General features: G+C 73.6%; 26 protein-coding genes. 8 read left to right on the forward strand and 18 right to left on the reverse strand.

What is annotated here, in order from left to right; genetic code table 11:
• The 7 genes from I4I78_RS10390 to ftsH form a co-directional block, all read right to left on the reverse strand.
• Positions 1 to 1,103: PrsW family intramembrane metalloprotease (locus I4I78_RS10390; RefSeq protein WP_218611056.1), on the reverse strand; the 1,103-nt coding region annotated here is incomplete at its 3' end.
• 104 nt (positions 1,104 to 1,207) lie between these two features.
• On the reverse strand, positions 1,208 to 1,687 hold the full coding sequence (locus I4I78_RS10395; RefSeq protein WP_308252012.1) for a DUF3180 domain-containing protein: 480 nt from the start codon (positions 1,685 to 1,687) through the stop codon (positions 1,208 to 1,210).
• On the reverse strand, positions 1,684 to 2,193 hold the full coding sequence (folK, locus tag I4I78_RS10400) for a 2-amino-4-hydroxy-6-hydroxymethyldihydropteridine diphosphokinase (protein ID WP_218611057.1): 510 nt from the start codon (positions 2,191 to 2,193) through the stop codon (positions 1,684 to 1,686). Before folK ends, I4I78_RS10395 begins: the two co-directional genes overlap by 4 nt.
• Before the next feature lie 148 nt (positions 2,194 to 2,341).
• Positions 2,342 to 2,734 (reverse strand): dihydroneopterin aldolase, encoded by a 393-nt coding sequence (folB, locus tag I4I78_RS10405; RefSeq protein WP_218611058.1) that lies wholly within the window; start codon positions 2,732 to 2,734, stop codon positions 2,342 to 2,344.
• Positions 2,731 to 3,567, reverse strand: a complete 837-nt coding sequence (gene folP / locus I4I78_RS10410) for a dihydropteroate synthase (RefSeq protein WP_218611079.1) — start codon at positions 3,565 to 3,567, stop codon at positions 2,731 to 2,733. The genes folB and folP overlap by 4 nt, the downstream gene beginning before the upstream one ends.
• A gap of 64 nt (positions 3,568 to 3,631) precedes the next feature.
• On the reverse strand, positions 3,632 to 4,243 hold the full coding sequence (gene folE / locus I4I78_RS10415) for a GTP cyclohydrolase I FolE (RefSeq protein WP_308252013.1): 612 nt from the start codon (positions 4,241 to 4,243) through the stop codon (positions 3,632 to 3,634).
• 44 nt (positions 4,244 to 4,287) lie between these two features.
• Complete coding sequence (ftsH, locus tag I4I78_RS10420; RefSeq protein WP_218611060.1) at positions 4,288 to 6,732, reverse strand: ATP-dependent zinc metalloprotease FtsH; 2,445 nt, start codon at positions 6,730 to 6,732, stop codon at positions 4,288 to 4,290.
• 336 nt (positions 6,733 to 7,068) lie between these two features.
• On the opposite strand from ftsH, the gene I4I78_RS10425 reads away from it, so the two are divergent.
• Positions 7,069 to 8,121, forward strand: a complete 1,053-nt coding sequence (locus tag I4I78_RS10425; RefSeq protein WP_218611061.1) for a serine protease — start codon at positions 7,069 to 7,071, stop codon at positions 8,119 to 8,121.
• Between the two features lie 37 nt (positions 8,122 to 8,158).
• Here the strand turns inward: I4I78_RS10425 and hpt are convergent, their stop codons facing one another.
• From hpt to dacB, 4 genes are all read right to left on the reverse strand, one after another.
• On the reverse strand, positions 8,159 to 8,722 hold the full coding sequence (hpt, locus tag I4I78_RS10430) for a hypoxanthine phosphoribosyltransferase (RefSeq protein WP_218611062.1): 564 nt from the start codon (positions 8,720 to 8,722) through the stop codon (positions 8,159 to 8,161).
• A 63-nt stretch (positions 8,723 to 8,785) separates the two neighbouring features.
• On the reverse strand, positions 8,786 to 9,916 hold the full coding sequence (gene tilS, locus I4I78_RS10435; RefSeq protein ID WP_226379462.1) for a tRNA lysidine(34) synthetase TilS: 1,131 nt from the start codon (positions 9,914 to 9,916) through the stop codon (positions 8,786 to 8,788).
• Positions 9,917 to 9,953: 37 nt separating this feature from the next.
• The gene (locus tag I4I78_RS10440; protein ID WP_218611063.1) at positions 9,954 to 11,051 is read right to left on the reverse strand and encodes a zinc-dependent metalloprotease; all 1,098 of its coding nucleotides are present in this window, start codon (positions 11,049 to 11,051) and stop codon (positions 9,954 to 9,956) included.
• A gap of 72 nt (positions 11,052 to 11,123) precedes the next feature.
• Positions 11,124 to 12,560, reverse strand: coding sequence for a D-alanyl-D-alanine carboxypeptidase/D-alanyl-D-alanine-endopeptidase (gene dacB, locus I4I78_RS10445; RefSeq protein ID WP_218611064.1), 1,437 nt, complete (start codon positions 12,558 to 12,560; stop codon positions 11,124 to 11,126).
• A gap of 213 nt (positions 12,561 to 12,773) precedes the next feature.
• Between dacB and I4I78_RS10450 the strand changes: the two genes are divergently transcribed.
• A complete protein-coding gene (locus I4I78_RS10450; protein WP_218611065.1) occupies positions 12,774 to 13,295 on the forward strand; it encodes an inorganic diphosphatase in 522 nt (173 codons plus the stop codon).
• A 120-nt stretch (positions 13,296 to 13,415) separates the two neighbouring features.
• On the opposite strand, the gene I4I78_RS10455 is transcribed toward I4I78_RS10450, so the two are convergent.
• Together I4I78_RS10455 and I4I78_RS10460 are read right to left on the reverse strand one after the other, a co-directional pair.
• On the reverse strand, positions 13,416 to 14,636 hold the full coding sequence (locus I4I78_RS10455) for an acetyl-CoA C-acetyltransferase (RefSeq protein WP_218611066.1): 1,221 nt from the start codon (positions 14,634 to 14,636) through the stop codon (positions 13,416 to 13,418).
• A gap of 66 nt (positions 14,637 to 14,702) precedes the next feature.
• Positions 14,703 to 15,155, reverse strand: a complete 453-nt coding sequence (locus tag I4I78_RS10460) for a MaoC family dehydratase (protein ID WP_218611067.1) — start codon at positions 15,153 to 15,155, stop codon at positions 14,703 to 14,705.
• Positions 15,156 to 15,346: 191 nt separating this feature from the next.
• Here I4I78_RS10460 and I4I78_RS10465 point away from each other — a divergent pair, with 191 nt between their 5' ends.
• The 4 genes from I4I78_RS10465 (at position 15,347) to I4I78_RS10480 (ending at position 18,368) form a co-directional block, all read left to right on the forward strand.
• Entirely contained in the window at positions 15,347 to 16,327 is a 981-nt protein-coding gene (locus I4I78_RS10465) for an ATP-binding protein (RefSeq protein WP_218611068.1), read from the forward strand.
• A 70-nt stretch (positions 16,328 to 16,397) separates the two neighbouring features.
• The gene (locus tag I4I78_RS10470; protein WP_218611069.1) at positions 16,398 to 17,189 is read left to right on the forward strand and encodes a transglutaminase-like domain-containing protein; all 792 of its coding nucleotides are present in this window, start codon (positions 16,398 to 16,400) and stop codon (positions 17,187 to 17,189) included.
• Between the two features lie 69 nt (positions 17,190 to 17,258).
• Positions 17,259 to 18,038, forward strand: a complete 780-nt coding sequence (gene surE / locus I4I78_RS10475; protein ID WP_218611070.1) for a 5'/3'-nucleotidase SurE — start codon at positions 17,259 to 17,261, stop codon at positions 18,036 to 18,038.
• A gap of 153 nt (positions 18,039 to 18,191) precedes the next feature.
• Positions 18,192 to 18,368 carry a hypothetical protein gene (locus tag I4I78_RS10480; protein WP_218611071.1) on the forward strand — a complete coding sequence of 59 codons (177 nt, stop codon included), beginning with the start codon at positions 18,192 to 18,194 and terminating at the stop codon, positions 18,366 to 18,368.
• 111 nt (positions 18,369 to 18,479) lie between these two features.
• On the opposite strand, the gene I4I78_RS10485 is transcribed toward I4I78_RS10480, so the two are convergent.
• From I4I78_RS10485 to I4I78_RS10505, 5 genes are all read right to left on the reverse strand, one after another.
• Positions 18,480 to 18,908: a hypothetical protein gene (locus tag I4I78_RS10485; RefSeq protein WP_218611072.1), complete on the reverse strand. Its 429-nt coding sequence runs from the start codon at positions 18,906 to 18,908 to the stop codon at positions 18,480 to 18,482.
• An 84-nt stretch (positions 18,909 to 18,992) separates the two neighbouring features.
• Entirely contained in the window at positions 18,993 to 20,033 is a 1,041-nt protein-coding gene (locus tag I4I78_RS10490; RefSeq protein WP_226379463.1) for an NADP-dependent oxidoreductase, read from the reverse strand.
• A gap of 56 nt (positions 20,034 to 20,089) precedes the next feature.
• Positions 20,090 to 21,253, reverse strand: a complete 1,164-nt coding sequence (locus I4I78_RS10495; RefSeq protein ID WP_218611073.1) for an acyl-CoA dehydrogenase family protein — start codon at positions 21,251 to 21,253, stop codon at positions 20,090 to 20,092.
• A 61-nt stretch (positions 21,254 to 21,314) separates the two neighbouring features.
• On the reverse strand, positions 21,315 to 23,321 hold the full coding sequence (locus I4I78_RS10500; RefSeq protein WP_218611074.1) for a biotin carboxylase N-terminal domain-containing protein: 2,007 nt from the start codon (positions 23,319 to 23,321) through the stop codon (positions 21,315 to 21,317).
• A gap of 184 nt (positions 23,322 to 23,505) precedes the next feature.
• On the reverse strand, positions 23,506 to 25,116 hold the full coding sequence (locus tag I4I78_RS10505; protein WP_218611075.1) for a carboxyl transferase domain-containing protein: 1,611 nt from the start codon (positions 25,114 to 25,116) through the stop codon (positions 23,506 to 23,508).
• 212 nt (positions 25,117 to 25,328) lie between these two features.
• Between I4I78_RS10505 and I4I78_RS10510 the strand changes: the two genes are divergently transcribed.
• Both I4I78_RS10510 and I4I78_RS10515 read left to right on the forward strand, forming a co-directional pair.
• Complete coding sequence (locus I4I78_RS10510) at positions 25,329 to 25,835, forward strand: hypothetical protein (RefSeq protein WP_218611076.1); 507 nt, start codon at positions 25,329 to 25,331, stop codon at positions 25,833 to 25,835.
• Between the two features lie 50 nt (positions 25,836 to 25,885).
• A partial coding sequence (locus I4I78_RS10515; protein WP_218611077.1) for a response regulator transcription factor occupies positions 25,886 to 26,559 on the forward strand: 674 nt, incomplete at its 3' end.

Genomic DNA, 26,559 nt, shown 5'->3' on the forward strand with positions numbered 1-26,559 from the left:
CGCAGCTTCTCGTCGTGCTCGGACCGGGCGTTGTCCCGCACCGCGCCGCGGTCGATCCGGTGACGCATGAACGCGAGCTCGGTCACCGCGGCCTGGTAGTCGGCGACGGCCCGGGCGGCGGACCGTCCGGAACGGCGCTGGACCAGGGCGCGCCAGCCCCGGCGGCGCGACAGGTCGGCCAGCAGCGGGACCTCGCTGGGCGCGATCCAGCCGGCGGCGGCGAAGCCCGGCAGCTCCGCGGTGACGATCCGGGCCTCGCGCCGGCGCGCGAACACCACGAGCACGACCAGGCCGACGAACAGCGGGAGCATCACGAACGCGTAGATCTCGTAGAACGTGTCGGGCGAGGAGGAGAACACCGACGCCGCGTTCCACAGCCCGTGCAGGACGATCGCGACCGCGTAGCCGATCAGCACGGCCAGCACCCGGTGCCCGACGTGCCGGCTCGCCACCGCGACCCCCGCCCCGATCCCGATCATGCAGGTGAACACGGGGTGCGCGAACGGCGAGGCGATCCCGCGCACGAACAGGGTGGCCAGCACGCCGGCCGTCTCCGGGTCGGACACCGCACGGCCCAGGTAGAGGATGTTCTCGGTGAACGCGAACCCGGCCGCCACGATGCCGGCGTAGACGATCCCGTCCACCACGCCGTCGAACTCGCGGCGGCGGAACATCAGCAGCCCGACCAGGAACAGGCCCTTCACACCCTCCTCGACGACCGGCGCGACGAGCACCGGGGCCAGGACGTCACCGGCACCGCGCCCGGCCGCCACGTCGAGCACCGCCGAGGCGCTGGAGTTGATCAGCAGCGCGGCCAGCGCGGAGAACCCGGCGCCCCAGAAGAACGCCCCCAGTAGCAACCGGGGAGGCTCCGGCTCCCAGCGGTCCACCCAGAGGAACGTGGCCACGACCGGGATGACCGGCAGCATCGCGCACAGCGTGCCGACCAGTACCCCGACCGGCCCGATCGAACGCTCGACCATGCCGATCGTGATCAGCACGCAGAGCGCGAGGAGCACCAGCCCTGCGACCGGCAGCAGCACCCCGCGTCGTTTCGCGGACGGCGCCGGGGTGCCCGGTGCGGGCAGCGCGGTACTCACCATGCCGCCAGACCCTACGGGCGCGGCCCGGCCCCGACACCTCGTGCGTGGGGAGCGTCGCCGCAGCGGTGCGGGATTGCCGGAGTGCGGGGTCGCGCACGACCGGGTCAGTGCGGGCGCTCGTCACCCTCCGGGTCGTCGGGCGTCCGGCAGCAGTGCTCGAGCCAGAGCGCGGCCCCGACCAGCACCAGCGCGCACACGAGCCCGATCCCGGCCGTCACGCTGTCCGCGGCGGCCGCGGTGACGGCGCCGGCCATCGGGAGCGTGTAGGTGAGCACCCCCGCCCAGAGCCCGGAGACGAACGACCCCGCCACGGCGGAGGCCTTGGCCAGCACGACCGCGCGCGCGGCCAGCAGCGGGTCCACCGGCGGGAGCCCGCGCCGGCGCTCGATCCGGCCGCGCAGCAGGTACCCCCCGACCAGCTCGGCCACCCCCAGCACGCCCAGGACGACCCCCGCGGCCAGCGGGAGCGACGGGATCGAGGAGTAGAGCAGGCGGATCAGCAGGTTCCCGACCAGCACCGCCACCAGCCCGACGACCAGCAGGTCGCGCGGCCGCGTCCGGGAGATCGAGGGCTGCGGGTTCACGGCAGCAACGCCAGGTCGTCGCGGCGGCGCATCGCGGCGCGCTCGGCGCCGGGCAGCGCGGCGAGCAGCTCGGCGACCGGGCCGTGCCCGTCGAGCACGGCGTCCGGGTCGGCGTCGAGCCACGGGCCGAGCACGGTGGCCCGCGACGGCGTACCCGGATGCGGCAGCCGCAGCTCCGGGTCGTCGCTGCGGACCCAGCCGTCGTGGTCGCGCACGGCAACGACGTCGACGTCGAGGGTCCGCGGGCCCCAGTGCTGCTCGCGCACGCGTTCGGCCTCGGCCTCCAGGCGCTGCCCGCGCCGCAGCCAGCCCCATCCGTCGAGCGCGGGGTCGTCGGCGATCACGACCGCGTTCAGGAAGTCCGGCTGGTCGGTGACGCCCCACGGTGCCGTCTCGTACACCGGCGACGCCGCCACCAGCGCCGTCCCCAGGTCGGCCACGACCATCCGCAGGTAGGTGATCCGCTCCCCCAGGTTCGACCCGAGCGAGAGGACGGCGGTACTCATGCCGCCTCCGCGGGAAAAAACACGTCGGCGGTACTCATGCCGCCTCCGCGGGAAGGAACACGTCGGCGGTACTCATGCCGCCTCCGCGGGAAGGAACACGTCGGCGGTACTCATGCCGCCTCCGCGGGAAGGAACACGTCGGCGGTACTCATCGGGACCGCGCCCGCCGCACCACGACGGCGACGTCGGCGAACTGCAGCGGGATCGGCGCGGACGGCTTGTGCAGCGTCACCTCGACCTCGGCCACCCGCGGCTCGGTGAGCACGTCGTCGGCGATCGCCCCGGCGACCGACTCGATCAGGTCCCGGGCCGGACCCCCGACGATCGCGGCCGCCCGCTGGGCCAGCGCGCCGTAGTCGAGGGTGTCGGCCAGGTCGTCCGAGGCCGCGGCGGGCGCGAGGTCCACGGTGACGACGAGGTCGACGACGAAGTCCTGCCCGTCGCGGCGCTCGTGGTCGAACACGCCGTGGTTCCCGCGCACCCGCAGCCCGCGCAGCTCGATCCGGTCCCGCGGCCCCGCGGGGGTCCCCTGGGTGCTCACGGCGCGTCCCCCGGCCAGGGCTCGGCGACCGCGCGCGAGGCCCCCAGCCGGACCGCCGTGCTCACCGCGACGGCATCCATCGTGGATTCGACGTCGTGCACCCGCACGCCCCAGGCGCCGGCCACCGCGGCCAGCGCGCTGATCGCCGCCGTCGCCGCGTCGCGCCGGGCGTGCGGGCGGGCGACGCCGTCGGCGTCGGCCAACAGGTCACCCAGGAAACGCTTGCGGGAGGCGCCGACCAGTACCGGGAACCCGAGCGCGACCAGGACGTCGAGGCGGCGCAGCAGCGCCCAGTTGTGGGCGGCGGTCTTCGCGAAGCCCAGTCCCGGGTCGAGCACGATCCGGTCCGGGTCCACCCCCGCCATCACCGCGGCGTCGGCGCGCATCACCAGCTCCTGGCGGACCTCGCCGATCACGTCCTCGTAGCCGGCCAGCTCGTTCATCCGCCGGCTGTGCCCGCGCCAGTGCATCAGGATCCACGGGACCCTCGCGTTCGCCACGACGGCGGCCATGGCCGGGTCGGCCAGCCCGCCCGACACGTCGTTGACCACCGACGCCCCGGCCCCGAGCGCCACCTCCGCGACCGACGCCCGGGTGGTGTCCACGCTGACCCGGACACCCTCGGCGGTCAGGTCCCGGATCACCGGCAGGATCCGCTGCGCCTCGACCTCGGCCGAGATCCGCAGCGCGCCGGGCCGGGTGGACTCACCGCCGACGTCGACCAGGTCCGCACCGGAGTCGCGCATCGCGATCCCGTGCGCGACGGCGTGCGAGAGGTCCAGGTAGCGCCCGCCGTCGGAGAACGAGTCGGGCGTGACGTTCAGGATGCCCATCACCGCGCACCGGCCCAGCTCGGTGAGCCGGGCACCGCCGTCGGAACTTCCCAGGACCGCCACCTCAGGCGCCCCTGATGAACGACAGCGCCTCCGCACGCGAGGACGCGGAGCTCTTGAACAGCCCGCGCACGGCCGACGTGGTGGTGCGCGACCCCGGCTTGCGGATGCCGCGCATGGACATGCACAGGTGCTCGGCGTCCAGCACGACGATCACCGCGCGCGGGTCGAGCTTGCGGACCAGTGCGTCCGCGATCTGGCCGGTCAGCCGCTCCTGCACCTGCGGGCGCTTGGCGTACAGGTCGACCACCCGGGCGATCTTGGACAGGCCGGTGACCTGGCCGTCGATCGCCGGGATGTAGCCGACGTGCGCGACCCCGTGGAACGGCACCAGGTGGTGCTCGCAGGTCGAGAACATCGGGATGTCGCGGACCAGGACGAGCTCGCCGTGGCCCTCGTCGAACGTCTTCTCCAGCACCATGTCCGGGTCCACGAACAACCCGGCGAAGATCTCGCCGTAGGCGCGGGCGACCCGCGCCGGCGTCTCCTTGAGCCCCTCCCGGTCCGGGTCCTCGCCGCAGGCCACGAGCAGCTCGCGCACCGCGGCCTCGGCCCGCGCGAGGTCGACCCCGGCGGGCACGATGTCCTGGGTGACCTCGGCGGAGGCCTCGGACACCGGCGGCCGACCCGGTGACGGCGCCATGTCGGTGGACGACGTACTCAGCGTCCTGCCTCCGGGTCCGGGCCGCCGTTCTCGCGACGCCCGTGCTCCGCGGACGGCCCGTGCCCCTGACCGTTGCCGCCGTAGGACTGCGCGCCGTTGCCCGGGGACCGGGCGTCGTCACCGTCGGGACGCTGCCCGGACGTCGACCACGGACCCTCCTGCGCCGGTCCGGACTGTGGCCGGCCCTGCTGGTCCTGCGGGTGCTGCTCGGCCCAGTTCGGCGGCGGCCAGCTCTGACCGGCCGGGGTGGTGGCCGGGCGCCAGTTCGCCGGTGCGCCGTAGTTCGGCGCGACCGCGTTCGGGGGCGCCGGCGCGTAGCCGCCGTTCTGCGGCACGGGGGCCCCGTTCGACCCGGGCCGCTGCCCGGACGGGTATCCCTGCTGCCCCGGGTGGCCCGAACCCGGGGTCGGGACCGGTGAGGCCCCGTCCGGCCCGGGCGCCCCGGCGCCGTTGCCGGCCCCCGGGTAGGAGCCGACCGGCGCCGGCTCGCGCTCCGGCTCGGTCTGCGGCGGCCAGGGCTCGCCGTTCTCGTGCGCGCGCTCGGCCGGGGTCAGGATCGGCGGCTTGTCCGACGGGGTGCGCTGCCCGAAGTCGTTGAACGTGGTGATCCGCGGCCGCTTCTCCACCGAGTCGAAGATCCGCGTCAGGTCCTTGCGGGTGAGCGTCTCCTTCTCCAGCAGCTCGAGCACCAGCTCGTCGAGCACGTCGCGGTAGGTGTTGAGGATCTCCCACGCCTCGTTGTGCGCTGCCTCGATCAGCTTGCGCACCTCCTCGTCGATCTCGTGGGCGACCTCGAGCGAGTAGTCCGCCTGGTTGCCCATCGAGCGCCCGAGGAACGGGTCGCCCTGCTCGCGGCCGTACTTCACGGCGCCGAGCTTGGCGCTCATGCCGTACTCGGTGACCATCGCGCGGGCGATCTTGGTGGCCTGGTCGATGTCGCTCGACGCGCCGGTCGTCGGCTCGTGGAACACCAGCTCCTCCGCCGAGCGACCGCCCATCGCGAACACCAGCCGCGCGATCATCTCGGCTCGGGTCATCAGGCCCTTGTCGTCCTCCGGGACGACGAGTGCGTGCCCGCCGGTGCGACCACGCGGCAGGATCGTGAGCTTGTAGACCGGCTCCAGGTCCGGCATCGCCCACGCGGCCAGCGCGTGCCCGCCCTCGTGGTAGGCGGTGATCTTCTTCTCCTGCTCGGAGATGATCTTGCCCTTGCGCCGCGGCCCGCCGACGACGCGGTCCACCGACTCCTCGAGCGCGGCGCCGTTGATCACGGTGCCGTTCTCCCGGGCGGTCAGCAGCGCGGCCTCGTTGATGACGTTGGCCAGGTCCGCGCCGGACATCCCGACGGTGCGCTTGGCCAGGCCGTCGAAGTCCACGTCGGAGTCGAACGGCTTGCCCTTGGAGTGCACGCCGAGGATCGCCTTGCGGCCTGCCATGTCCGGGGCCGCGACCGGGATCTGGCGGTCGAACCGGCCCGGGCGCAGCAGCGCCGGGTCCAGGATGTCCGGCCGGTTCGTCGCGGCGATCAGGATGATCCCGCCGCGGGCGTCGAAGCCGTCCATCTCGACGAGCAGCTGGTTCAGCGTCTGCTCGCGCTCGTCGTGCCCACCGCCGAGCCCGGCGCCGCGCTGGCGCCCGACCGCGTCGATCTCGTCCACGAAGATGATGCAGGGGCTGTTCTGCTTGGCCTGCTCGAACAGGTCCCGCACACGCGAGGCCCCGACACCGACGAACATCTCGACGAAGTCCGAGCCGGAGATCGTGTAGAACGGCACGCCCGCCTCGCCGGCCACGGCCCGGGCGAGCAGCGTCTTACCGGTGCCGGGCGGGCCGTAGAGCAGCACGCCCTTCGGGATTTTCGCGCCCAGGGCCTGGTAGCGGCCGGGGTTCTGCAGGAAGTCCTTGATCTCGTAGAGCTCCTCGACCGCCTCCTGGGCGCCGGCGACGTCACCGAAGGAGGTCTTGGGCATGTCCTTGTTGAGCTGCTTGGCCTTGGACTTGCCGAAGCTCATCACCCGGTTGCCGCCGCCCTGGGAGTTGTTCATGAACCAGAACAGCACCAGGAGCAGGAGGGCGAGCGGGATCATCGTGATCAGCAGGGTGGACAGGAACGAGTCCTGCCGGACGATCGTGTTGTACGCCGGACCGCCCCGGGCCTCCTGCAGCGAGCTGAAGATCTGACCCGCGGACTGCGCCGGGTACTGGGTGATGATCTGGTTCTCACCGTTCACCGGGGTCCGGAGCGTCAGCCGCAGCCGCTGCTCCTTGTCCTCCACGACGGCGTCGGTGACGTTGCCACCGGAGATCTGGGCCAGCGCGGTCGACGTCGGGACCTGCGTGAACCCGCGGGTGTCGTCGAACAGCGTGCTGAAGCCGAAGTAGATCAGGAGCGCGAGAAGGATCCAGATCAGAGGATTGCGGAGGAGGCGCTTGCGGTCCATGCAATGTCGGCCTGGGTGGCCTTCACCTTCCCGAGAGTGGTTCACCGACCGATGACAACGCCGCGCACGACACACCGACCGGCTTCTGACCCGCCAGGATAGCTCCCCGCGACGATGAGCGCGTCGGGTGTGCACCTGTCCGGTTCCCGGCCCGTCCGGCCGGTTACCCGACACAACGGTTCGCCCGGTCGCGGGGTTCCCGGGCCGGCGGCGCCCCCACCGGGGCGGCGCGGCGACAGGGTGTCCCGCCGCACACCCGCGGACGGCGGTGTGAGAGCTTCTGCACACGAGTGATCGCGGGAACACCGGCCGCGACCGGCGGCGGACGGGAGCGGCATGGCACTGGCCTCGTCGGGACGCCTGCGAACGGCATTCCTGCTGGCCGCGGGCCTGGTCGTGGCCGGGACGTCGGCCGCGCTCTACGACGTCCCCGCCGTGTCCCCGACCCTGTCCGGCGGGGTCACCGCCGCGTCGGCCGCCGCCACCGACGACCGTGTGACGACACTCACCGGCCCCCGCTCACCGTTCGACCCGCTCGGCCTCGTCGCACCGGCCGCGATCCCGGCCGGGTCGGCCTCGATCCGGCCCGGCGCGGTGACCGAGACGGCCGGGGCCGGGCTGTGCACGTCGAGCTTCGTGTTCACCAGCGGCGAAAAGATTCTGCTCGGGCAGGCCGCGCACTGCGGGGGCACCGGCGCGGACACCGAGACCGACGGCTGCACCTCGGCCACCGTCCCGACCGGCACGCCGGTCACCGTCCGCGGCACCGGCGGGGACGTCACCGCGACGATGGTCTACAGCTCGTGGGTGACCATGCAGCAGCGCGGCGAGCAGGACCCGGACGCCTGCGCCTACAACGACCTCGCGCTCGTCGAGCTGCCGCCCGACGCCGGCGCGCGGACGAACCCGTCGGTGCCGTTCTTCGGCGGTCCCCGGGGCGTGCACGACGGCGGCCTCGCCCCCGGCACGGCCGTGTTCGGGCTGGGCAACCCGGAGGGTCCCGCCGAGAGCAGCGCAGGCGGAACGGGCGTGGGCACTGCCGGGAGAACGTTGCGCCCGCGCGTCGGCACCGGCGGGGAGGACGTCGGCGGCGGCTGGGGGCACACCGTCTACACCACGCCGCAGGGCGTGCCGGGCGAGTCCGGGGCCCCGCTGCTCGACGGGTCCGGGCGCGCGGTCGGCCTGCTCTCGAGCCTGAACGTCGGCGGTGAGCGGGAGAGCATCGAGTACACCGACCTCGCCCGCGCGATGGACTACGCCCGCAGCAACGGCGGTCTGCCGGACCTCACGCTGGCCGCCGGCACCGAGCCGTTCACCCCGGCCCCGGCCGGCGTGGCGCCCACCGACCTGGCTCCCCCGGCCGGGCCACCGATCGCCGCGGGCGGCTGAGCTCCGCGCCCCGGAGACCGGTCCGGACCGGACCGGCTCAGGCGTAGACGGTCGGGGCCAGGGTCCCGATGTAGGGCAGGTCGCGGTAGCGCTCGGCGTAGTCCAGCCCGTAGCCGACGACGAACTCGTTCGGGATGTCGAAGCCGACGTAGCGCACCGGGACGTCGATCTTGATCGAGTCCGGCTTGCGCAGCAGGGTCACCACCTCCAGCGAGGCGGGTGAGCGGGCCTGCAGGTTGTTCATCAGCCAGTTCAGCGTGAGCCCGGAGTCGATGATGTCCTCGACGATCAGGACGTGCCGGCCCGCGATGTCGCGGTCGAGGTCCTTGAGGATCCGCACCACGCCGGACGACGACGTGGACGAGCCGTACGAGCTGACCGCCATGAACTCCAGCTGCACCGGGATCGGCAGCGCGCGGGCGAAGTCGGTCATGAACATGACCGCGCCCTTGAGCACGCCGATCAGGACCAGGTCGGTCTCGCGCCCGCTCGGGCCGCACCGGTCGGCGTAGTCCGCGGCCACCTGCTCGGAGATCTCGGCGATCTTCTCCCGGACCTGCTCCTCGGTGACCAGGACCGAGGAGATGTCCTCGTCGTACAACCGTCGTCCCCTCGTCGATGCCCGGTCCACGGTGGCCACCCCCGGCGGGTAGCTCCCGTCGGTTCAGTGCCCCGCTCCGCCCCGGACGTGGCGTCGCAACACGAGCCTGCCACGTGCGCGGACCAGGTCCAAGCCACCGCCCAGCGCCGGCCCGCCCTGGCCCCTCCACCGGCCGACGAGATCATCGGCGGCCCGCAGGTGCTCCTCGGTCAGGGCCCGGACCCCGTTCTCCCGCAACCATTCCCGCAGGACCCGGCGTCGGACCGCGGCCGGGACGTCCGCCAGCGGGGTCACCCGCAGCGACGGGCCGTCGTCCCCCGGGGGGCCCGCGGACGGGTCCGGCGCGGACGCCGCGGCCGCGGGGGTGTCAGCGGGATCACGCCGGGCCGGTTGCGCCGATGCGCTCTGCGCCACGGCGCGGACACCGTCCGACGCGGCGGAATGGGCACCATCCGACGCGGCGGCGCGGACCCGGTCCGCCCACACGACCAGCGCGTCGTCGTCCTCGCGGAGCTGGGCCGCGGTCCGGGCCAGCGCGGAAGCCACCCCGCCGGCCAGGACCTCGTCGAGCAGCGGGAGCACCTCGTGCCGGAGCCGGACCCGGGTGAACCGGGGGTCGGCGTTGTGCGGGTCGCTCCAGATCCGGCGTCCCGCCTCGGCGCATGCCGCCACGGTCACCGCGCGCGGCACCGCCAGCAACGGGCGCAGCCACGGCGCGTTCCACTCCCGCATCCCCGCCAGTGAGCGCGCCCCGGAGCCGCGGCCGAGCCCCAGCAGGACCGTCTCGGCCTGGTCGTCGAGGGTGTGTCCGAGCAGGACGGGCGAGTCCGGGTGCGGGCGGGCGGCGGCCAGGGCGTCGTAGCGGGCGTGCCGGGCCGCGGCCTCGGGGCCGCCGTCCCCGTCCACGCGAACGGTGCGGACCCGGGCGCTCACCCCGCAGGCCACGAGCTCGGCCGCCAGCGCGGACGAGCGTTCCGCGGACCCGTCCTGCAGCCCGTGGTCGACGACCACCGCGTGCACACCCGGGGGGTCGGCCACCAGCGCGACGACGGCGTCGAGCAGCGCGGTGGAGTCGGGCCCGCCGGAGCAGGCGACGACCGGCGGGGCGTCCCGGGCGCCGGGTGGCAACCGGCCCAGGGCCGAGCGCACGGCGGCCCGCACCTGCCGGGTGGCGGGGCCGGACGACGGGCTCATCGGCGGCGGGTCACGGACGGTGCGCTCACGGCCGGGCTCAGGCGACCCGGCGAAGCCAGTCCTGCGGGGCGTCCAGCTCGGCGCGGGTGGGCAGCGTGTCCGGGGACTCCCAGACGCGGTTGAACCCGGCCATCCCGATCTCGCCGTCGACGTGCCGGACGAACGCCGCGCCGACGGCGTACTGGCGCATCTTGGCCTCCACCCCGAGCAGGGTGCGCAGCAGGCGGTCGATGATCCCGCCGCCGCGGCGGCGCGCGGTGAAACGCTCACGGATCACGTCGACGCTGGGCACCACGCGCGGCCCGACGGCGTCCATCACGTGGTCGGCGTGACCCTCCAGCAGCGTGGTCAGGGCCAGCAGACGGTCCAGCACGGCCTTCTGCTCGGGGCCCTGCAGCAGCTCGACCAGCGCCAGCGGGTCGCCGCCGGTGCCGCGCATCGAGCGGATCGCCTCCGGCAGCCGGGCCAGCTTCGCCGCGTCCGGCTCCCGGATCGAGAGCAGCTGCCCGACCTGGTCCGAGAAGTAGTCGCGCAGCCACGGCACGGCGGTGAACTGCAGCCGGTGGGTGGCCTCGTGCAGGCAGACCCAGAGCGCGAAGTCCTCGCTGTCGACGCCGAGCGACTGCTGGGCGGCGTAGATGTTCGGTGCGACCAGGATCAGCCGCCCGGCGCCGTCCGGGCCGCCGAACGGGTCGTACTGGCCCAGCACCCGCGCCCCGAGGTAGGCCAGCAGCGCGCCGACCTGCGCCCCCGCCGTCGTCCCGGTGACGGCGCGGGCGAGCTTCGGGGTGTGCGGCAGCTCGGCGCCCGCGGTGAGGGCGGCCATGCCGTCCAGCGCGGCGCGCGCCCAGGCCGGGCGGTCCAGCACGTCGGCGGGCAGCAGCGGCAGCCCGGCGCCGAGCCCGGTGGTCTCCCGGACATGGCCCTCGGCGATGGCCGAGTCGGTGCGCAGCCGGGCGACGAGCTCGGCGGCGACCGACGGGTCGGTCTGCGGCCCGGCCGCCATCAGGCGTGCGGCCGTGCCCTTGGCCAGCGACCAGTTCACCGGCAGGCCGCGGTCGACCGGGCCGGCCGCGCCCGCCGGGACGACGCCGGGTCGGGTCGCCGCGGCCGGGCTCGTCGCGTCGATGTCCATTCACCCCACGCTACCCGCGCCCGGCGGGCCCACGACGGGCCCGGCCGCGGCCCCGCGGTGCCGGCGGACGGGCTAGCCGCGGCAGCCGCAGCGGCTCAGCGCGGCGGCGATCACGTCCAGCTTCGGGCGCGCGTCGGCAGGCGACGTCCCGTTCGAGATGAACGCGAACACGAGCAGCCGCCCGTCCACGTCGCTGACCACCCCGGCCAGGCTCGACGCGCCGCTCAGGGTGCCGGTCTTGGCCCGGACCACGCCGCGGCCGGCGATCGCGCGGCCGTCGGTGAACCGGTCGGCCAGCGTCCCGCCGCCGCCGGCCACCGGCAGCCCGGTGAGGATCGGCCGCAGGTACTGCACGTCGTTCGGGTTCTGCGAGACCGCCGACGCCGAGGCGAGCACGGACCCGAGCAGCGAGGTGGAGATCCGGTTGTCCGGGGACAGCCCGCTGCCGTCGTTGAGGACCAGACCGGAGGTGGCGTAGCCGGCCTGGGACAGCGCGGCCGAGGTCTCCTTGGCCGCCCCGTCGAACGACGGGTCGCCCTGGCGCGAGATCGCGACCTGACGGGCCATCGCCTCCGCGGTGACGTTGTCCGAGGCGGTCAGCATGTACTCGATCAGGCTGGCGATGGGCGGGGACGCGACGCTGCCCAGTGTCGGGGAGTTCGGCACGGCCCGGCCGGGCTCGACCTCCTCGGCCCCGAGCGCGTCGGCCAGCGCCTGCCCGGCGGCGGCGGCCGGGTCGTCCGAGCGCGGGCCGTCCTGGATCGTCGGGTCGGTGCGCCCGCCGTCGAGCATCAGGGCGCTCATCGGCGCGACGTCACCGGTGCCGACGTCGGCCGGGTCCCAGCTGCGCGCCAGCTCCGGACCGGTCCACAGGCTCGCGTCGGTGTAGACCGTGCTGATCGGGCGCCCGACGGCCTTCTTCACCTGCTCGGCGAGCTCGTCGATCCGGGCGGGCTCCGGGTAGACCGAGTTCTTGCCGACCGGCAGCGCCGTCAGCGACGGGTCGCCGCCGCCCACCAGGACGACCGAGTCCGGGGTGGGGCCGGGCACGACCTTGGTCGCCAGGCGGTCGGTCGGGTTCAGGCTCAGCAGCGCCGCCGCGGCGGTGAGCAGCTTGGTGACCGAGCCGGGGACCATGGCCTCGTCCGGTCCGCGCTGCCACAGCGGGGCGGACCCGCGCGCGGCGGTGGAGTCCAGCACCACGCCGGAGAGGTTCCCCAGCTCCGGGGCGGACGCCGGCCCGGAGAGGGCCTTGGACAGCCCCGCCTGCGTCGGCACCGGCGCCGTCGGGGCGAGCGGGCTCAGCTCCGGGATCGGCACCGGCGGGTACGCCGAGGCCGCGGGTGGGCCGATCCCCAGCTGGGCGCGCGCGGTCGGGCTGGCCAGTGCGGCGGCGCCGAACAGGCCTGCGAGCACCGCCACGACGACGGCGATCACGGCGACCCGGCGGGTACCCCGCTCGCGCCAGCCGCCGATCGGCCCGCTCGGTCGGCGATGCCTGCGTCCCACCCTGCCCCGCCTCCTGACGTCACCGACCCCGGCGCCCGGTCGCCTCCGGCGCTGCCGGTGCGACGCGGTGCCCACTCCGATCGGCACAGTTGCGACCGGTCTGCACCGGCGCGTCCTCGGTCCATCACACTAGGGGAAGCACCGACCCCGCCCACCCGACCACCACCGGTCGGGTGAGGCGCGAACCGCACCTCCTGACAGGAGCAACGAATCGTGGACTTCGACGTCACCATCGAGATTCCCAAGGGTGGCCGCAACAAGTACGAACTCGATCATGTGACCGGCCGGATCAAGCTGGATCGCACCCTGTTCACGGCCACCCAGTACCCCGCCGACTACGGCTTCATCGAGGAGAGCCTCGGCGAGGACGGCGACCCGCTGGACTGCCTGGTCCTGGTGCAGGAGCCGACGTTCCCGGGCTGCCTGATCCGGGCGCGGGCGATCGGGATGTTCCGGATGAAGGACGAGAAGGGCGGCGACGACAAGGTCCTCTGCGTCCCGACCGACGACCCCCGCCAGGAGCACCTGCGCGACATCCACCACATGGCGGAGTTCGACCGCGCGGAGATCCAGCACTTCTTCGAGATCTACAAGACGCTCGAGCCGGGCAAGAGCGTCGAGGGCGCCACCTGGGTCGGCCGGGCGGACGCCGAGAAGGAGATCAAGGTGTCGTGGCAGCGCGCCAAGGACGCCGCCGAGAGGGGCGAGGGCCCGCTCGTCGGCCACGGGCACTGATCCCGACCTTCCGGACAGGGACCGCACTGTGACCTCGTGCGGGATCCCGCCCGGGACCTCGTGCGCGGATATCGCCGCTCCGGCGGCGATATCCGCGCACGGGCGCCGGAGGCGCCTGGTTCAGACGCGCTCGAACACCGCGGCCAGGCCCTGCCCGCCGCCGATGCACATCGTCTCCAGGCCGTAGCGGGCGTCGCGGCGGGCCATCTCGCGGGTCAGCGTGGCCAGGATCCGGCCGCCGGTCGCCCCCACCGGGTGACCCAGCGAGATCCCCGAGCCGTTCACGTTCATCCGCTCGAAGTCGGCGTCGGTGAACTTCCACTCCCGGGTGCAGGCCAGCACCTGCGAGGCGAACGCCTCGTTCAGCTCGATCAGGTCGATGTCGGACAGCGACAGGCCGGCCGAGGACAGCGCCTTGGCCGTGGCCGGGACCGGCCCGATGCCCATCGTCTTCGGCGGCACCCCGCCGATCCCCCAGGACACCAGCCGGGCCAGCGGGCGCAGCCCCAGCTCGGCGGCCTTCTCCGGGCTGGTCACCACGCAGATCGCGGCGCCGTCGTTCTGCCCGGACGCGTTGCCCGCGGTCACCGTGGCGTCCGGGTCGTCCCTACCCAGGATCGGGCGCAGCGTGGACAGCTTGTCCACGTTCGAGTCCGGGCGGATGTGCTCGTCGCGCTCGACCACCGTGTCGGCCTTGCGGCCGGGCACCGTGACCGGGACGAGCTCGTCGGCGAACCGGCCCTCCTGTTGCGCTGCCGCGGCCCGCTGGTGGCTGCGCACCGAGTACTCGTCCTGCTCGGCGCGGCCGATCGCGTAGTCGCGGCGCAGGTTCTCCGCGGTCTCCAGCATCCCGCCGGGCACCGGGTGGTTCACCCCGCCCGCGGTGACCCGGCCACGGGCCAGCGAGTCGTGCAGCATCACGCCGGGGCCGCCCTTGACGCCCCAGCGCATCGACGTCGAGTAGAACGACGCGCCCGACATCGACTCCGCGCCGCCGGCCAGCACGACCTCCGACGCCCCGGACTGCACCTGCATCGCCGCGTACAGCACGGCCTGGAGCCCGGACCCGCAGCGACGGTCGATCTGCAGCCCGGACGCCGTGACCGGCAGCCCGGCGTCCAGCGCCGCGACCCGGCCGATCGCCGGCGCGTCCATCGACGGGTAGCAGTGCCCGAGCAGCACGTCGTCCACCGCGTCGCCGGGCAGCCCCGTGCGCTCCATCAACGCCGCGATCACGGTGCTGGCCAGCGTGTGTGCCGGCACGTCACGCAGGGAGCCGCCGAAGCCGCCGACCGGCGTCCGCAGCGGCTCGCAGATGACGGCCTCTCGTGTGGTGCTCAACCGAAATGTCCTCTCACACCCCGGACGCGCCGGGTCGTCGATGTCCTGGGTCCGGACGTACCGGGTCTAGACGTACTGGCGGGTCAGCCACTCCGCGACGAGCGCGGGGCGGTCGGAGCCCTCGACCTCGACGGTGACCTTCGTGGTGATCTGCACACCGCCGTCGATGTCGGCGACGTCGACGAGCTCGACACGACCGCGCACGCGGCTGCCGACCGGCAGCGGCGAGGTGAAGCGGACCTTGTTCAGGCCGTAGTTGACGCCCATCCGGACGCCGTCCACCCGGTAGATCTCGGAGATCAGCTTCGGCAGCAGCGACAGGGTCAGGAACCCGTGCGCGATCGTCGTGCCGAACGGGCCGTCCTTGGCCCGGTCCGCGTCCACGTGGATCCACTGGTGGTCGTCGGTGGCATCGGCGAACCGGTCGATCCTGTCCTGCTCGACCGCGAGCCACTCCGACGTCCCGACCTCGGAACCCTTCGCCGCCCGCAGGTCGTCGACCCCGTTGAAGACGCGCATCGCCGCACCCCTCGCTCATCCGTGTTCGTCTGCGCCGATCACCCTGCCACACACCCGGCCGCCCGGACGGGGCCGCGAGTGCCGCGACACATCCGGCGTCCCGGGCCCGGCCGGACTATCGTCGACGGCGGATCGGCCGAGTCCCGGGCCGGTCCCGCGCCCGGAGTCGTGTGGAAGGTCTGATCGAGACGATGGCTCTGTCCCCCGGCTCCGCCGGCGGGCCCGGCACGGCCGTCGCCTCCGGCACCGTGCACCGCGGCGTCCCGTTCGCCGACACCGCGCACCAGGCCCAGGTGCTCTCCGGGCCGCTGCGCGCGACGCTCGAGCGGGGCGACCGCGCCCTGGCCGTCGTGGACCGGGACTGCCGCGCCGAGCTCGACCTCACGCTCGGGCGCGACGCCGGCGTCGAGTACCGCACCCCCGAGCAGATGCACTGCGCCCCGGCGTTCACCGTCGCCACCCGCTGGGCCCGCGCCGCGCGCGAGGCCACCGCCCGCGACGGCGCCCGGATGACCACGATCGGCCAGCACATCGACGGCCTTCCCGGCACCGACCCCGCCTACTGGGTGCGCCTCGACGTCGCGCTCAACCGGGTCCTCGACGGCATGCCGGTGACGATGCTGTGCTCCTTCCCGGACGGCCGGGCCGCCCGGGAGGACGCCGCCGCCCTGCACGAGGCCCTGATCGTCGACGGCGAGGAGGTGCCCAGCACCACCCGTCGCGATCCCCGCGACCTGCTCGCCGAGTACCCCCAGCACCCCCCGGCCGACCTGGGCACGCCGCTGTTCGAGATGGACGTCGACCTGGCCGGCCTGGCCACGCTGCGCCGGCTCGTGCACACCGAGGCGACGTTGGGCGGCCTGGGCCCGTCGCGGACGTCGGACCTGGTCCTGGCCCTGAACGAGATCGCCACCAACGGCGTCGAGCACGGCTCGGGGCTCCCGCGGCTGCGGATGTGGCGCGGGCCGGACGGTCTGACCGGTGAGGTCACCGACTCCGGGCGGACCCGGCTGCCGTTCCCCGGGATGCTCGCCCCGCCGCCGGCCGGTGTCCGCGGGCGCGGGTTGTGGCTGGCCTCCGAGCTGACCGACGTGCTGCAGGTCTGGACCGCCGACGACGACCCCGGCTGCCCCGCCGGGACCGTCGTGCGTGTCCGGATGACCCCGCCCTGACCGGATCGCCGCGCGTGCCCGGCGGTGTGCCCGGCTCGACCGGCGCCCGGGCACCGGCGAGGATGGGGGGATGGACCCCGTCGCGCGGTTTCTGAACCTGGTGACCGGGCCGGAGCCCGCGCTGGACGAGGCCGCTCTGGCCATCGCGGCCGGCGCCGACCCGGACCGCGACCCGAAGACCGGCCTGGCCGAGCTGGACCGCCTCGCCGAGGGCGTCACCGACCTGGACGGCCTGGTCGCGCGCCTGTTCGTCGCCGAGGGCTACACCGGCAACGCCGCGGACTACTACGACCCGCGCAACTCGCTGCTGTTCGACGTCCTGGAGCGCCGCACCGGCATCCCGATCACCCTCGCCGTGGTCGCGATCGAGGTCGGCCGCCGCGCCGGGATCGCCCTGGAGGGCGTCGGCATGCCCGGGCACTTCCTGGTCCGGGTGCCGGACACCCAGCGCTACCTCGACGTGTTCGACGGCGGCCGTCGCCTCGACCAGGCCGGGTGCGAGATCCTGTTCCGGTCCTCCACCGGCGCCTCCGACGCGGCGTTCGGCCCGAGCCTGCTGCCCCGGGTCTCCACCCGCCAGGTCCTGGCCCGGATGCTGGAGAACCTGCGCGGCATCTACCGCGCGAAGTCCGACCACGTGAACCTGGAGTGGGTGCTGCGGATGCGCCTCGGCCTGCGCCACGAGGGCCCGGAGCTGGTCCGCGAGCTGGGCAAGGTCCTCGGCGCGCAGGCCCGCTGGGACGAGGCCGCGCGCCTGCTGGAGTCCTGGGCCGACGGTCCCGGCCGCGGCGCCCACGCCGGCGTCGGGGTACTGGAGGAGGTCAAGGTCGAGGCCAAGCAGCTGCGGGCACACCTGAACTGAGCCGCCGCGCCGATGTGGCGGACGCAACGACCTCCTCCCGCACCCGGCACACCGCCCTAGGCTGGCCCGGTGCCACCGTCGCGACCGCTCGCCCTGATCACCAACGACGACGGGATCGGGTCCGCGGGCCTGCACGCGCTGGCCCGCGGGGCGGTGGACGCCGGTTACGAGGTCGTCGTCGCCGCGCCGTCGATCGACGCGAGCGGCACCGGCGGGTCGGTGCGCTCGGTCGTCGAGGACGGGCACGTCCTGGTCGAGGAGCACGATCTGCCCGGGCTGGACGGCGTGCCCGCCTACGCGGTCGCCGGGCACCCCGCGTTCATCGTCAACGCGGCCGGGCGCGGCTGGCTCGACCGCGAGCCGGACGTCGTGCTGTCCGGGATCAACTACGGAGCGAACACCGGACGGCAGATCCTGCACTCGGGCACGGTCGGCGCCGTGCTGGCCGGGGCGCACCACGGCTGGTCCGGGCTGGCGGTCTCGTTGAACTGCGGCCTGAGCATCCCGGAGTCGCCTCACTGGGACGCCGTGCTGGGCCTGCTGCCGGGCCTGCTGAACCGGCTGCGCACCCGGCCGCCGGGGACCGCGTGGTCGGCCAACGTGCCGGACCGTCCGTTCGCCGAGCTGCCGGAGCTGCGTGAGGCGACGCTGGCCGACTCGGGCGCGGTGCAGGTGCGGATGACCCGCCGGACCGCCGACGGCAACCGCCCGGGCGGCCTGCACACCCTGGTCACCGAGACCTGGGAGCACGGGGAGCCCGGCTCGGACGTCGCGCTGCTCGGGGCCGGGCATCCGGTCGTCACCGAGATCAGCCAGCTCGGGTCACGGCCCGGGTCGGTCCTCGGGTGAGTGCGACGGGCGACACGCCCCCGCCCGCAGCCCCGTCCGGAACGTGACCATCCGGCGCAACGCCGTCCACGGATGGACGCCGGATGAACCATGATCGCCCTACCCGTACCCCGGATGAACCAACGGCGAACGTCCGGTGCATCATCTGTGTCCATGCGGAGCGTTGATCCTCGTCACAGCTGGTCCACCGGCTTCGCCCGCACACTCGCCGAGGAACTGCGCCACGGCGTCGCCACCGGCGCCCTCACCTGGGGTGAGGCGGACGAGCTCCTCAACCGGCTCCGCATCGTCATCGACCAGGCGATCGACCTCACCCCGCTGCCCGGCTGACTCTTCCCGGGCACCCGCACGGCCGGTACGAGAGCTCCGCTCGTCCGACCAGAGTGGACGGAAGCTCCGCTCGTACGGCCCGGCTCGTGCAGGGGGCCGCCCGTGCAGGGGCTAGTGCTCGTCGCGACCGGTGAGCTTGTGCTCGAGCTCGTCGGCCAGGTGCACGACCTCCCGGAACGGGAACTCGAAGCCGTCCAGACCGGCGTCGCGCAGCGAGATCGAGTGCCGGAACACGGCGACACCGTCCTGCGACACGACCCCGCCGACCGGTGACGCGCCGGCCAGCTCCAGCAGCTTCGCGAGGTCGATCTCGCCGATGCGGGCGATCGGCGAGCTGATCTGCGCCCAGTCCGAGTCGTCCTGGGCGACGGCGGCCGCGGCGTCGGTGGCCTCGGCGTGCTTCTCGTGCACCCGCCGGACGACCACGAGCTGCGTACGCTCGCCGGTCGTGGGCAGGTTGAACCACAACTCGTCGCCCACCTGGCGCATGATCTCGTACCGCACCCGTACGTAGGACTGCAGATCGTCCCAGGTCGCCACGTCGGACCCCTCCCCTGTTCGCCAGCGGCGACGCTACCGGTCCTCGGCCCCCGGCGGGGTGGCGGCCTCGCACCGTCCCGCGGCTCAGGCGATCTGCAGGACGAGCTTCCCGGTGTTCTCCCCGCGGAACAGGCGCAGCAGCACGTCGCCGAAGTCGGACACCTGACCGGAGACCACGTCCTCGCGGCTGTGCAGCCTGCCCTCGCGCAGCCAGCCGGCCATCTCCTTCGCCGCCTGCGGGAACTTCTCGACGTAGTCGAAGACCAGGAAGCCCTCCATCCGCGCGCGGTTGACCAGCAGGCTCATGTAGTTGGCCGGGCCGGGCGGCGGCTCGGTCGCGTTGTAGGTGCTGATCGCGCCGCAGATCGCGACCCGGGCACCGTGGCGCAACCGGGTCAGCGCGGCGTCGAGGATCTCGCCTCCGACGTTGTCGAAGTAGACGTCGATGCCGTCCGGCGCGGCCGTGCGCAGTGCCTTGCGCACGTCCTCGGCGCGGTAGTCGATCGCGGCGTCGAAGCCGAGCTCGTCGACGATCCAGGCGCACTTCTCCGGCCCACCCGCGATCCCGACGACGCGGCACCCCTTGATCTTCGCGAGCTGCCCGACGACGCTGCCGACGGCTCCGGCGGCCCCGGACACGACGACGGTCTCGCCGTCGCGCAGCGCGCCCACGTCGAACAGTCCGAAGTAGGCGGTCATCCCGGTCATGCCGAGCAGGGCCAGGTGGGTGGGCACGCCCGCCTCGTCGGTCGGGTGCACCTTCTGCACGCCCGCGCCGTCGGACTCGGCGTACTCCTGCACCCCGAACGTGCCGGTCACGACGTCGCCGACGGCGAAGTCGGGGTGGTTCGAGGCCACCACGCGGCCGGCGGCCAGGGCGCGCATCACCTCACCGATCCCGACCGGCGGGGCGTAGCTCTTGACGTCGTTGAGCCAGCCGCGCATCGCCGGGTCCAGCGACACGTGCGTGACCTGCACGACGAACCGGCCCTCGGCGGGCTCGGTGACCGTCTCGGTCGTGTGGTCCCACACCTCGGGTCCGGGCAGCCCGTTCGGCCGGGCGGCCAGGCGCACCTGGTGGTTGGCCACATTCTTCAGATCAGGCAGTCCCTGCACGTCGCTCATGGGTACAGGTCTACCCGCGCCGGACCGTTCCGACCCGGTGCGGGTCACCACAGTGGCTACAGACCCAGGTGGCGCGCGATCAGCATCCGCTGCACCTCGGAGGTGCCCTCGCCGATCTCCAGGATCTTCGCGTCGCGGTAGAACCGCCCGACCGGGTACTCGTTCATGAAGCCGTAGCCGCCGAAGACCTGGGTGGCGTCGCGGGAGTTGTCCATCGCCGCGTTCGAGGCGACGAGCTTCGCGATCGCCGCCTCCTTCTTGAACGGCTCCCCGCGCAGCATCTTCTCCGCGGCGTGCCGCCACGCCAGCCGTGCGGTGTGTGCCCGGACCTCCATGTCGGCGATCTTGAACTGGATCGCCTGGTAGTCGCCGATCGGGTGCCCGAACGCCTCGCGCTCGCGCGCGTAGCGCAGGGACTCGTCGACGCAGCCCTGGGCGAGCCCGACCGACAGCGCCGCGATCGCGATCCGGCCCTCGTCGAGGATGGACAGGAACTGGGCGTAGCCGCGGCCCTTCTCGCCGAGCAGGTTCCCCACGGGTACGCGGACGTCGTCGAAGAACAGCTCGCGGGTGTCGCTGCAGTTCCAGCCGACCTTCGAGTACTTCTCGCTCACCGAGAACCCCGGCGTGCCGGAGGGGACCAGGATCGCCGAGATCTCCTTCTTCCCGTCGCTCTTCTCGCCGGTCACGGCCGTCACGGTGACGACGGAGGTGATGTCGGTGCCGGAGTTGGTGATGAAGCACTTCGACCCGTTGATCACCCACTCGTCGCCGTCGAGCTTCGCGGTCGTGCGGGTGGCGCCGGCGTCGGAGCCGCCGCCGGACTCGGTGAGGCCGAACGCGCCCAGCGTGCGGCCGGCCGCGATGTCGGGCAGCCAGCGGGCCCTCTGCTCGTCGGTACCGAAGCGGTAGATCGGCATCGCGCCGAGCGAGACGCCGGCCTCGAGGGTGATCGCGACCGACGAGTCGACCCGGGCGAGCTCCTCCAGGGCCAGGCACAGGGCGTAGTAGTCGCCGCCCATCCCGCCGTAGGACTCGGAGATCGGCAGGCCGAACAGGCCCATCCCGCCCATCGCCGCGACGAGGTCGTAGGGGAACTCCTCGCGGATGTAGAGGTCGCCGATGACGGGTGCGACCTCCTTGCGCGCGAAGTCCTCGACGGTCGCGCGCAGGGCCTCGTACTCCTCCGGCGACGTGACGGTGGACTCGACTGCGGTCATGACGCTGCCCCTTCGGACGGTTCTGCTGCGGCGTTCTCTGCGGCGGGTTCGGTGCCGATACTCACTCCGGCGAGCTCCGTTCGACCACGAGCAAAGCCGCGTCGCGGGCGACCGTGCCGCCCACGCGGGCCTTCAGCTCGCGGACCACGCCGTCGACCGGCGCGGTGAGCACGTGCTCCATCTTCATGGCCTCGACGACGACGAGCTTCTGCCCCGCCGTCACCTCCTCGCCCTCGGTGACCTCGACGACGGTCACGGTGCCGGGCATCGGTGAGACGACCGGGCCGCCCGCGGTGTCGGCGCCGCTGCGCGCGGCCTCGAGGGGCTCCTGCTCCCGGATCCCCCACGCGCTGCCGTCACGGGAGATCCACACGACACCGTCCGGTGCGGTGGCGACGGCGTAGCGCCGCGTCCGTCCGTCCTGGGTGTGCGCCAGCGTCCCGTCGCCGGTCCCGGTGGTGGCGATGCGCACGGGCTCCGCGTCGCCGATCGTGAGCTCCGCGTCGGCGACCCGGCCGCGGATGCGCACCACGACCGGGTCGTGCCCGGACACGACGAGCCGCCGCGTCGTCCACGCCGGTTCGCCGACCCGCCAGCCACCCGGCACGTCGAACGGGTCGACCGTCGGGCCGGTCGGCTCCATGCGCAGCAGCGCGTACCCGGCGGCGGCGCCCAGGACGTCGTCGGGCAGGTCGGGGGCGGCGAGCTCGCGGGCCCGGCGGGCGACCAGGCCGGTGTCCAGGCGGGCGGCGCGGACGTCGTCGTCGGCGAGCAGTCCGCGCAGGAAGCCGATGTTGGTGTCGAGACCGAGCAGGGTGGTCGAGGCGAGCGCGGCGTCGAGGCGGCGCAGGGCCTCGGCCCGGTCGGCGCCGTGCGCGATCACCTTGGACAGCATCGGGTCGTAGTCCGACCCGACCGTGCCACCCTCCACGATCCCGGAGTCCACCCGCACTCCCGGGCCGGACGGCTCGCGCAGCGCGATCACCGTCCCGCCGGTGGGCAGGAACGACACCGTCTCCCCCGTCACGGAAGCCGTCTCGGCGTACACGCGCGCCTCCACGGCATGGCCGTTCAGCACGACGTCGGACTGGGCCAGCGGGAGCGGCTCGCCGGCGGCGACGCGCAGCTGCAGCTCCACCAGGTCCAGGCCGGTGACCATCTCGGTGACCGGGTGCTCGACCTGCAGTCGGGTGTTCATCTCCATGAAGAAGAACTCGTCCGGCGCGTCGGAGGACACGATGAACTCGACGGTCCCGGCGCCGGTGTAGCCGCACGCCCGGGCCGCCTCGCAGGCCGCGGTGCCCATCCGGTCGCGCTGCTCCGGGGTGAGCAGCGCGGACGGTGCCTCCTCGATGATCTTCTGGTGCCGGCGCTGCAGCGAGCACTCCCGCTCGCCCAGGTGCACGACGGTGCCATGCGCATCGGCCATCACCTGGATCTCGATGTGGCGCGGGGTCGTGACCAGGCGCTCGACGAGCAGCGTGTCGTCGCCGAACGAGCCGCGGGCCTCCCGCCGCGCACCGGCGATGGCGTCTGCCAGATCGCCCGCGGCGTGCACCTCGCGCATGCCCTTGCCGCCGCCGCCTGCGGACGGCTTGAGCAGCACCGGGTAGCCGACCTGCTCCACGGCCAGCGCGAGCTCGTCGTCGGTGAGACCGGAGCCGTCCGAGCCGGGCACGACCGGGACGCCGGCCTTGGCGACGGTCTGCTTGGCGCGGATCTTGTCACCCATCGCGTCGATCGCCGACGACGGCGGCCCGACGAACACGATCCCGGCCTGCTCGCAGGCGGCGGCGAACGCGGTGTTCTCGGACAGGAACCCGTAGCCGGGGTGGATCGCCTGCGCGCCGGTCAGCCTCGCCGCGGAGATCACCTTCTCCACCGACAGGTAGCTCTCCGACGCCGCGGCCGGACCGAGCCGGACCGCGGAGTCCGCGCACCGGACATGCGGGGCGGAGGCGTCCGCGTCGGAGTACACGGCCACCGACCGGATCCCCAGCGCCCGCAACGTCGCGATCACCCGCACCGCGATCTCCCCGCGGTTGGCGACCATCACCGTGTCGAACACGTGCCCGTCCCTTCGTCGATCGTGCGAAAGCTCCACTCGCCCAACCCGGCCGCACGAAAGCTCCGTTCGCGCGATGAGTCGGCGGGGCCCCGCCCACCGGGGACCATGGGACGAGAGCTCCTCTCGTCCACCAGGGTTGCGCGAGAGGAGCCCTCGTGCGGGCGGGGGTGTGGGTGCACGGGGGTCACATCCGGAAGACGCCGAAGGCCGGGTCGGCCAGGGGCGCGTTGGCGGCGGTGGACAGGGCCAGGCCCAGGACGGTGCGGGTGTCGGCGGGGTCGATCACGCCGTCGTCCCAGATCCGGGCGGTGGAGTAGTACGGGTGGCCCTGGTGCTCGTACTGGGCGCGGATGCCGTCCTTGAACTCCTCGGACGACGTCGTGTCCTTCGGCGACCGGACGGCGTCGAGCACCATCGCGGCCTGCTCGCCGCCCATCACCGAGATCCGGGCGTTCGGCCACATGAACAGGAACCGCGGCGAGTACGCCCGCCCGCACATCGAGTAGTTCCCGGCGCCGAACGAGCCGCCGATCACCACGGTCAGCTTCGGCACCCGCGTCGAGGCCACCGCGGTGACCATCTTCGCGCCGTTCTTCGCGATCCCGCCCGCCTCGTACTCGCGCCCGACCATGAACCCGGAGATGTTCTGCAGGAACACCAGCGGGATACCGCGCTGGTCGCACAGCTCGACGAAGTGCGCGCCCTTGACCGCGGACTCGGAGAACAGGATCCCGTTGTTCGCCACGATCCCGACCGGGTGCCCGTGGATCCGGGCGAAGCCGGTGACCAGCGTCGTCCCGTACTCGGACTTGAACTCGTGGAACCGCGAGCCGTCGACGACGCGGGCGATCACCTCGCGCACGTCGTACGGGGTCCGGGAGTCGGTCGGGACCGCGCCGTAGAGCTCGGCCGGGTCCACGGCCGGCGCCTCGGTCGGCGCGACGTCCCAGGGCCGCTGCGCGCGCGGGCCCAGCGTCCCCACGATCGAACGGACGATCTGCAGCGCGTGCGCGTCGTCGTTCGCGAGGTGGTCGGTGACCCCGGAGGTCTTCGAGTGCAGGTCCCCGCCGCCGAGGTCCTCGGCGGTGACGATCTCGCCGGTCGCGGCCTTCACCAGCGGCGGGCCGCCGAGGAAGATCGTCCCTTGGTTGCGGACGATCACCGCCTCGTCCGACATGGCCGGCACGTAGGCCCCGCCCGCGGTGCAGGAGCCGAGCACCGCGGCGATCTGCGGAATGCCCCGCCCCGACATCTGCGCCTGGTTGTAGAAGATCCGGCCGAAGTGCTCGCGGTCGGGGAACACGTCGTCCTGCTCGGGCAGGTACGCCCCGCCGGAGTCGACGAGGTAGATGCACGGCAGCCGGTTGTGCAGCGCCACCTCCTGCGCGCGCAGGTGCTTCTTCACCGTCATCGGGTAGTAGGTGCCGCCCTTGACGGTGGCGTCGTTGGCGACGATGACGCACTCGCGGCCGGACACCCGCCCGACGCCGGTGATCACCCCGGCACCCGGGGCCTCGTCGTCGTACATCCCTTTCGCCGCCATCGGCGAGAGCTCCAGGAACGGTGACGACGGGTCGACCAGCGAGTCCACCCGGTCCCGCGGCAGCAGCTTGCCCCGCTCGACGTGCCGGGTCCGGGACCTCTCCGGCCCGCCCAGGCGCGCGGTGGCCAGCTTCGCGGCGAGGTCCGCGACGAGTGCGCGGTGCGACTCGGCATTGGCGGCGAACGCCGCACCGCCCGGGTCCACCGTCGTACCCAGCTGCGGCGCGGTGTGCGCTCCGTCGACGACTGCCATCTCGACCCTCCGGCGCGGTTAATGACTGTTAACAGGTTAGCGCTCGTTAACGTTGCGGTCCAGTGCGCCGCCGCACCGGCTTTCAGCGTTCTCACAGCGACCGTGCCCGACACTTGCCCTGGTCCGGGCTCCGATCACGCGACGGCACCCGGACAGGTGCACAGCCTGCCGCGAGACCGCGGCCGGTGCCCGCCGGGAGCAGGGAGGTCGGAGTGAGCGTGATCGGACACCCGCCCGCCACCGACACCGGCACCGGCACCGGCACCGGGCGTCCGGAGCGGGCCGCGCCGGACGGCCTCCGCGCCGCGCTGATCGGCCTCGGGGTGCTGGGAATCCTCGGCAGCTCCGCCCAGCTCGCGGTGCCCGGATCGGCCCACGTGCTCCCGTGGGCGGCGACGCTCCTGCTCGTCACGGCCGCGGTCCTGCTGGCCCTTCCCCGGGGCGGGCGTACCGGGCGGCGCGCCGCCCGGGTCCTGAGCCTGGTCGTGCTGGTGTCCGCGGCGACCGCCGTCGCCGAGCACCTGGCCGCAGGTCCCGGCGTCGGGGTCGGCGCGTTCACGCACTCCTGGTACGGCGGCGGCACGGCCCCCCTGGCGCCCGGGCTGCTGGGCCAGTCCGCCCTGTTGCTGCTGCTCGCGAGCCTGCGTGCCGGGCCCCGGCTGGGCCGGTTCGGCCGGTGGGTCTCCGGCCGCCTGCGCCGTACCGCGGGGCACGAATGATCATTGCGGCCGCGTTCGGGGCAGCGTCCCCCGGCCTCTACGGTTGATCCGTGCGGCTACTACTGGTCGAGGACGAGAAACCGCTCGCCGAGCTCGTGCGGCGGGGGCTGGCCGGCGAGGGCCACCAGGTCGAGGTCACCCACGACGGGACGAGCGGGCTCGAGGCGGCGCTGTCCGGCCGGCACGACGTGATCGTCCTGGACATCATGCTGCCGGGGCTGTCCGGCTACCGGGTGCTGCAGCGGCTGCGGCACGAGGGCGTGTGGACGCCGGTGCTGATGCTCACCGCCAAGGACGGCGAGTACGACGAGGCGGACGCCTTCGACCTCGGCGCCGACGACTACCTGACCAAGCCGTTCTCCTTCGTGGTGCTCCAGGCCCGTCTCCGGGCGCTGCTGCGCCGGGCCGGGGAGGCGGCGCCGACCGTTCTGCGGGTCGGTGACCTCTCGCTGGACCCGTCCAAGCACCGGGTGCACCGCGGCGAGACCGAGATCTCGCTGACCCCGCGCGAGTTCGGGGTGCTCGAGCACCTCATGCAGCGCACCGGGCAGGTCGTGACGAAGACCGACATCCTGCGCTCGGTGTGGGACGCGCACTACGACGGCGAGGTCAACGTCGTCGAGGTCTACGTCGGCTACCTGCGACGCAAGATCGACGCTCCGTTCGGGACGAGCAGCATCGAGACCCTGCGCGGGGTCGGGTACCGGATGGCCGAGCCCGAACC

The organism is Pseudonocardia sp. KRD291 (genome assembly GCF_019263595.1).
GTDB lineage: Bacteria > Actinomycetota > Actinomycetes > Mycobacteriales > Pseudonocardiaceae > Pseudonocardia.

Coding starts and splice junctions, on each gene's coding strand:
- I4I78_RS10425 (WP_218611061.1), top strand. CDS start 7,069: ATGGCACTGGCCTCGTCGGGACGCCTGCGAACGGCATTCCTGCTGGCC.
- I4I78_RS10490 (WP_226379463.1), bottom strand. CDS start 20,033: ATGAGCGACGTGCAGGGACTGCCTGATCTGAAGAATGTGGCCAACCAC.
- I4I78_RS10465 (WP_218611068.1), top strand. CDS start 15,347: ATGGCTCTGTCCCCCGGCTCCGCCGGCGGGCCCGGCACGGCCGTCGCC.
- I4I78_RS10505 (WP_218611075.1), bottom strand. CDS start 25,116: ATGGCAGTCGTCGACGGAGCGCACACCGCGCCGCAGCTGGGTACGACG.
- I4I78_RS10460 (WP_218611067.1), bottom strand. CDS start 15,155: ATGCGCGTCTTCAACGGGGTCGACGACCTGCGGGCGGCGAAGGGTTCC.
- folP (WP_218611079.1), bottom strand. CDS start 3,567: ATGGGCATCCTGAACGTCACGCCCGACTCGTTCTCCGACGGCGGGCGC.
- I4I78_RS10440 (WP_218611063.1), bottom strand. CDS start 11,051: ATGGACATCGACGCGACGAGCCCGGCCGCGGCGACCCGACCCGGCGTC.
- ftsH (WP_218611060.1), bottom strand. CDS start 6,732: ATGGACCGCAAGCGCCTCCTCCGCAATCCTCTGATCTGGATCCTTCTC.
- I4I78_RS10470 (WP_218611069.1), top strand. CDS start 16,398: ATGGACCCCGTCGCGCGGTTTCTGAACCTGGTGACCGGGCCGGAGCCC.
- folK (WP_218611057.1), bottom strand. CDS start 2,193: ATGAGTACCGCCGTCCTCTCGCTCGGGTCGAACCTGGGGGAGCGGATC.
- I4I78_RS10480 (WP_218611071.1), top strand. CDS start 18,192: ATGCGGAGCGTTGATCCTCGTCACAGCTGGTCCACCGGCTTCGCCCGC.
- tilS (WP_226379462.1), bottom strand. CDS start 9,916: ATGAGCCCGTCGTCCGGCCCCGCCACCCGGCAGGTGCGGGCCGCCGTG.
- I4I78_RS10495 (WP_218611073.1), bottom strand. CDS start 21,253: ATGACCGCAGTCGAGTCCACCGTCACGTCGCCGGAGGAGTACGAGGCC.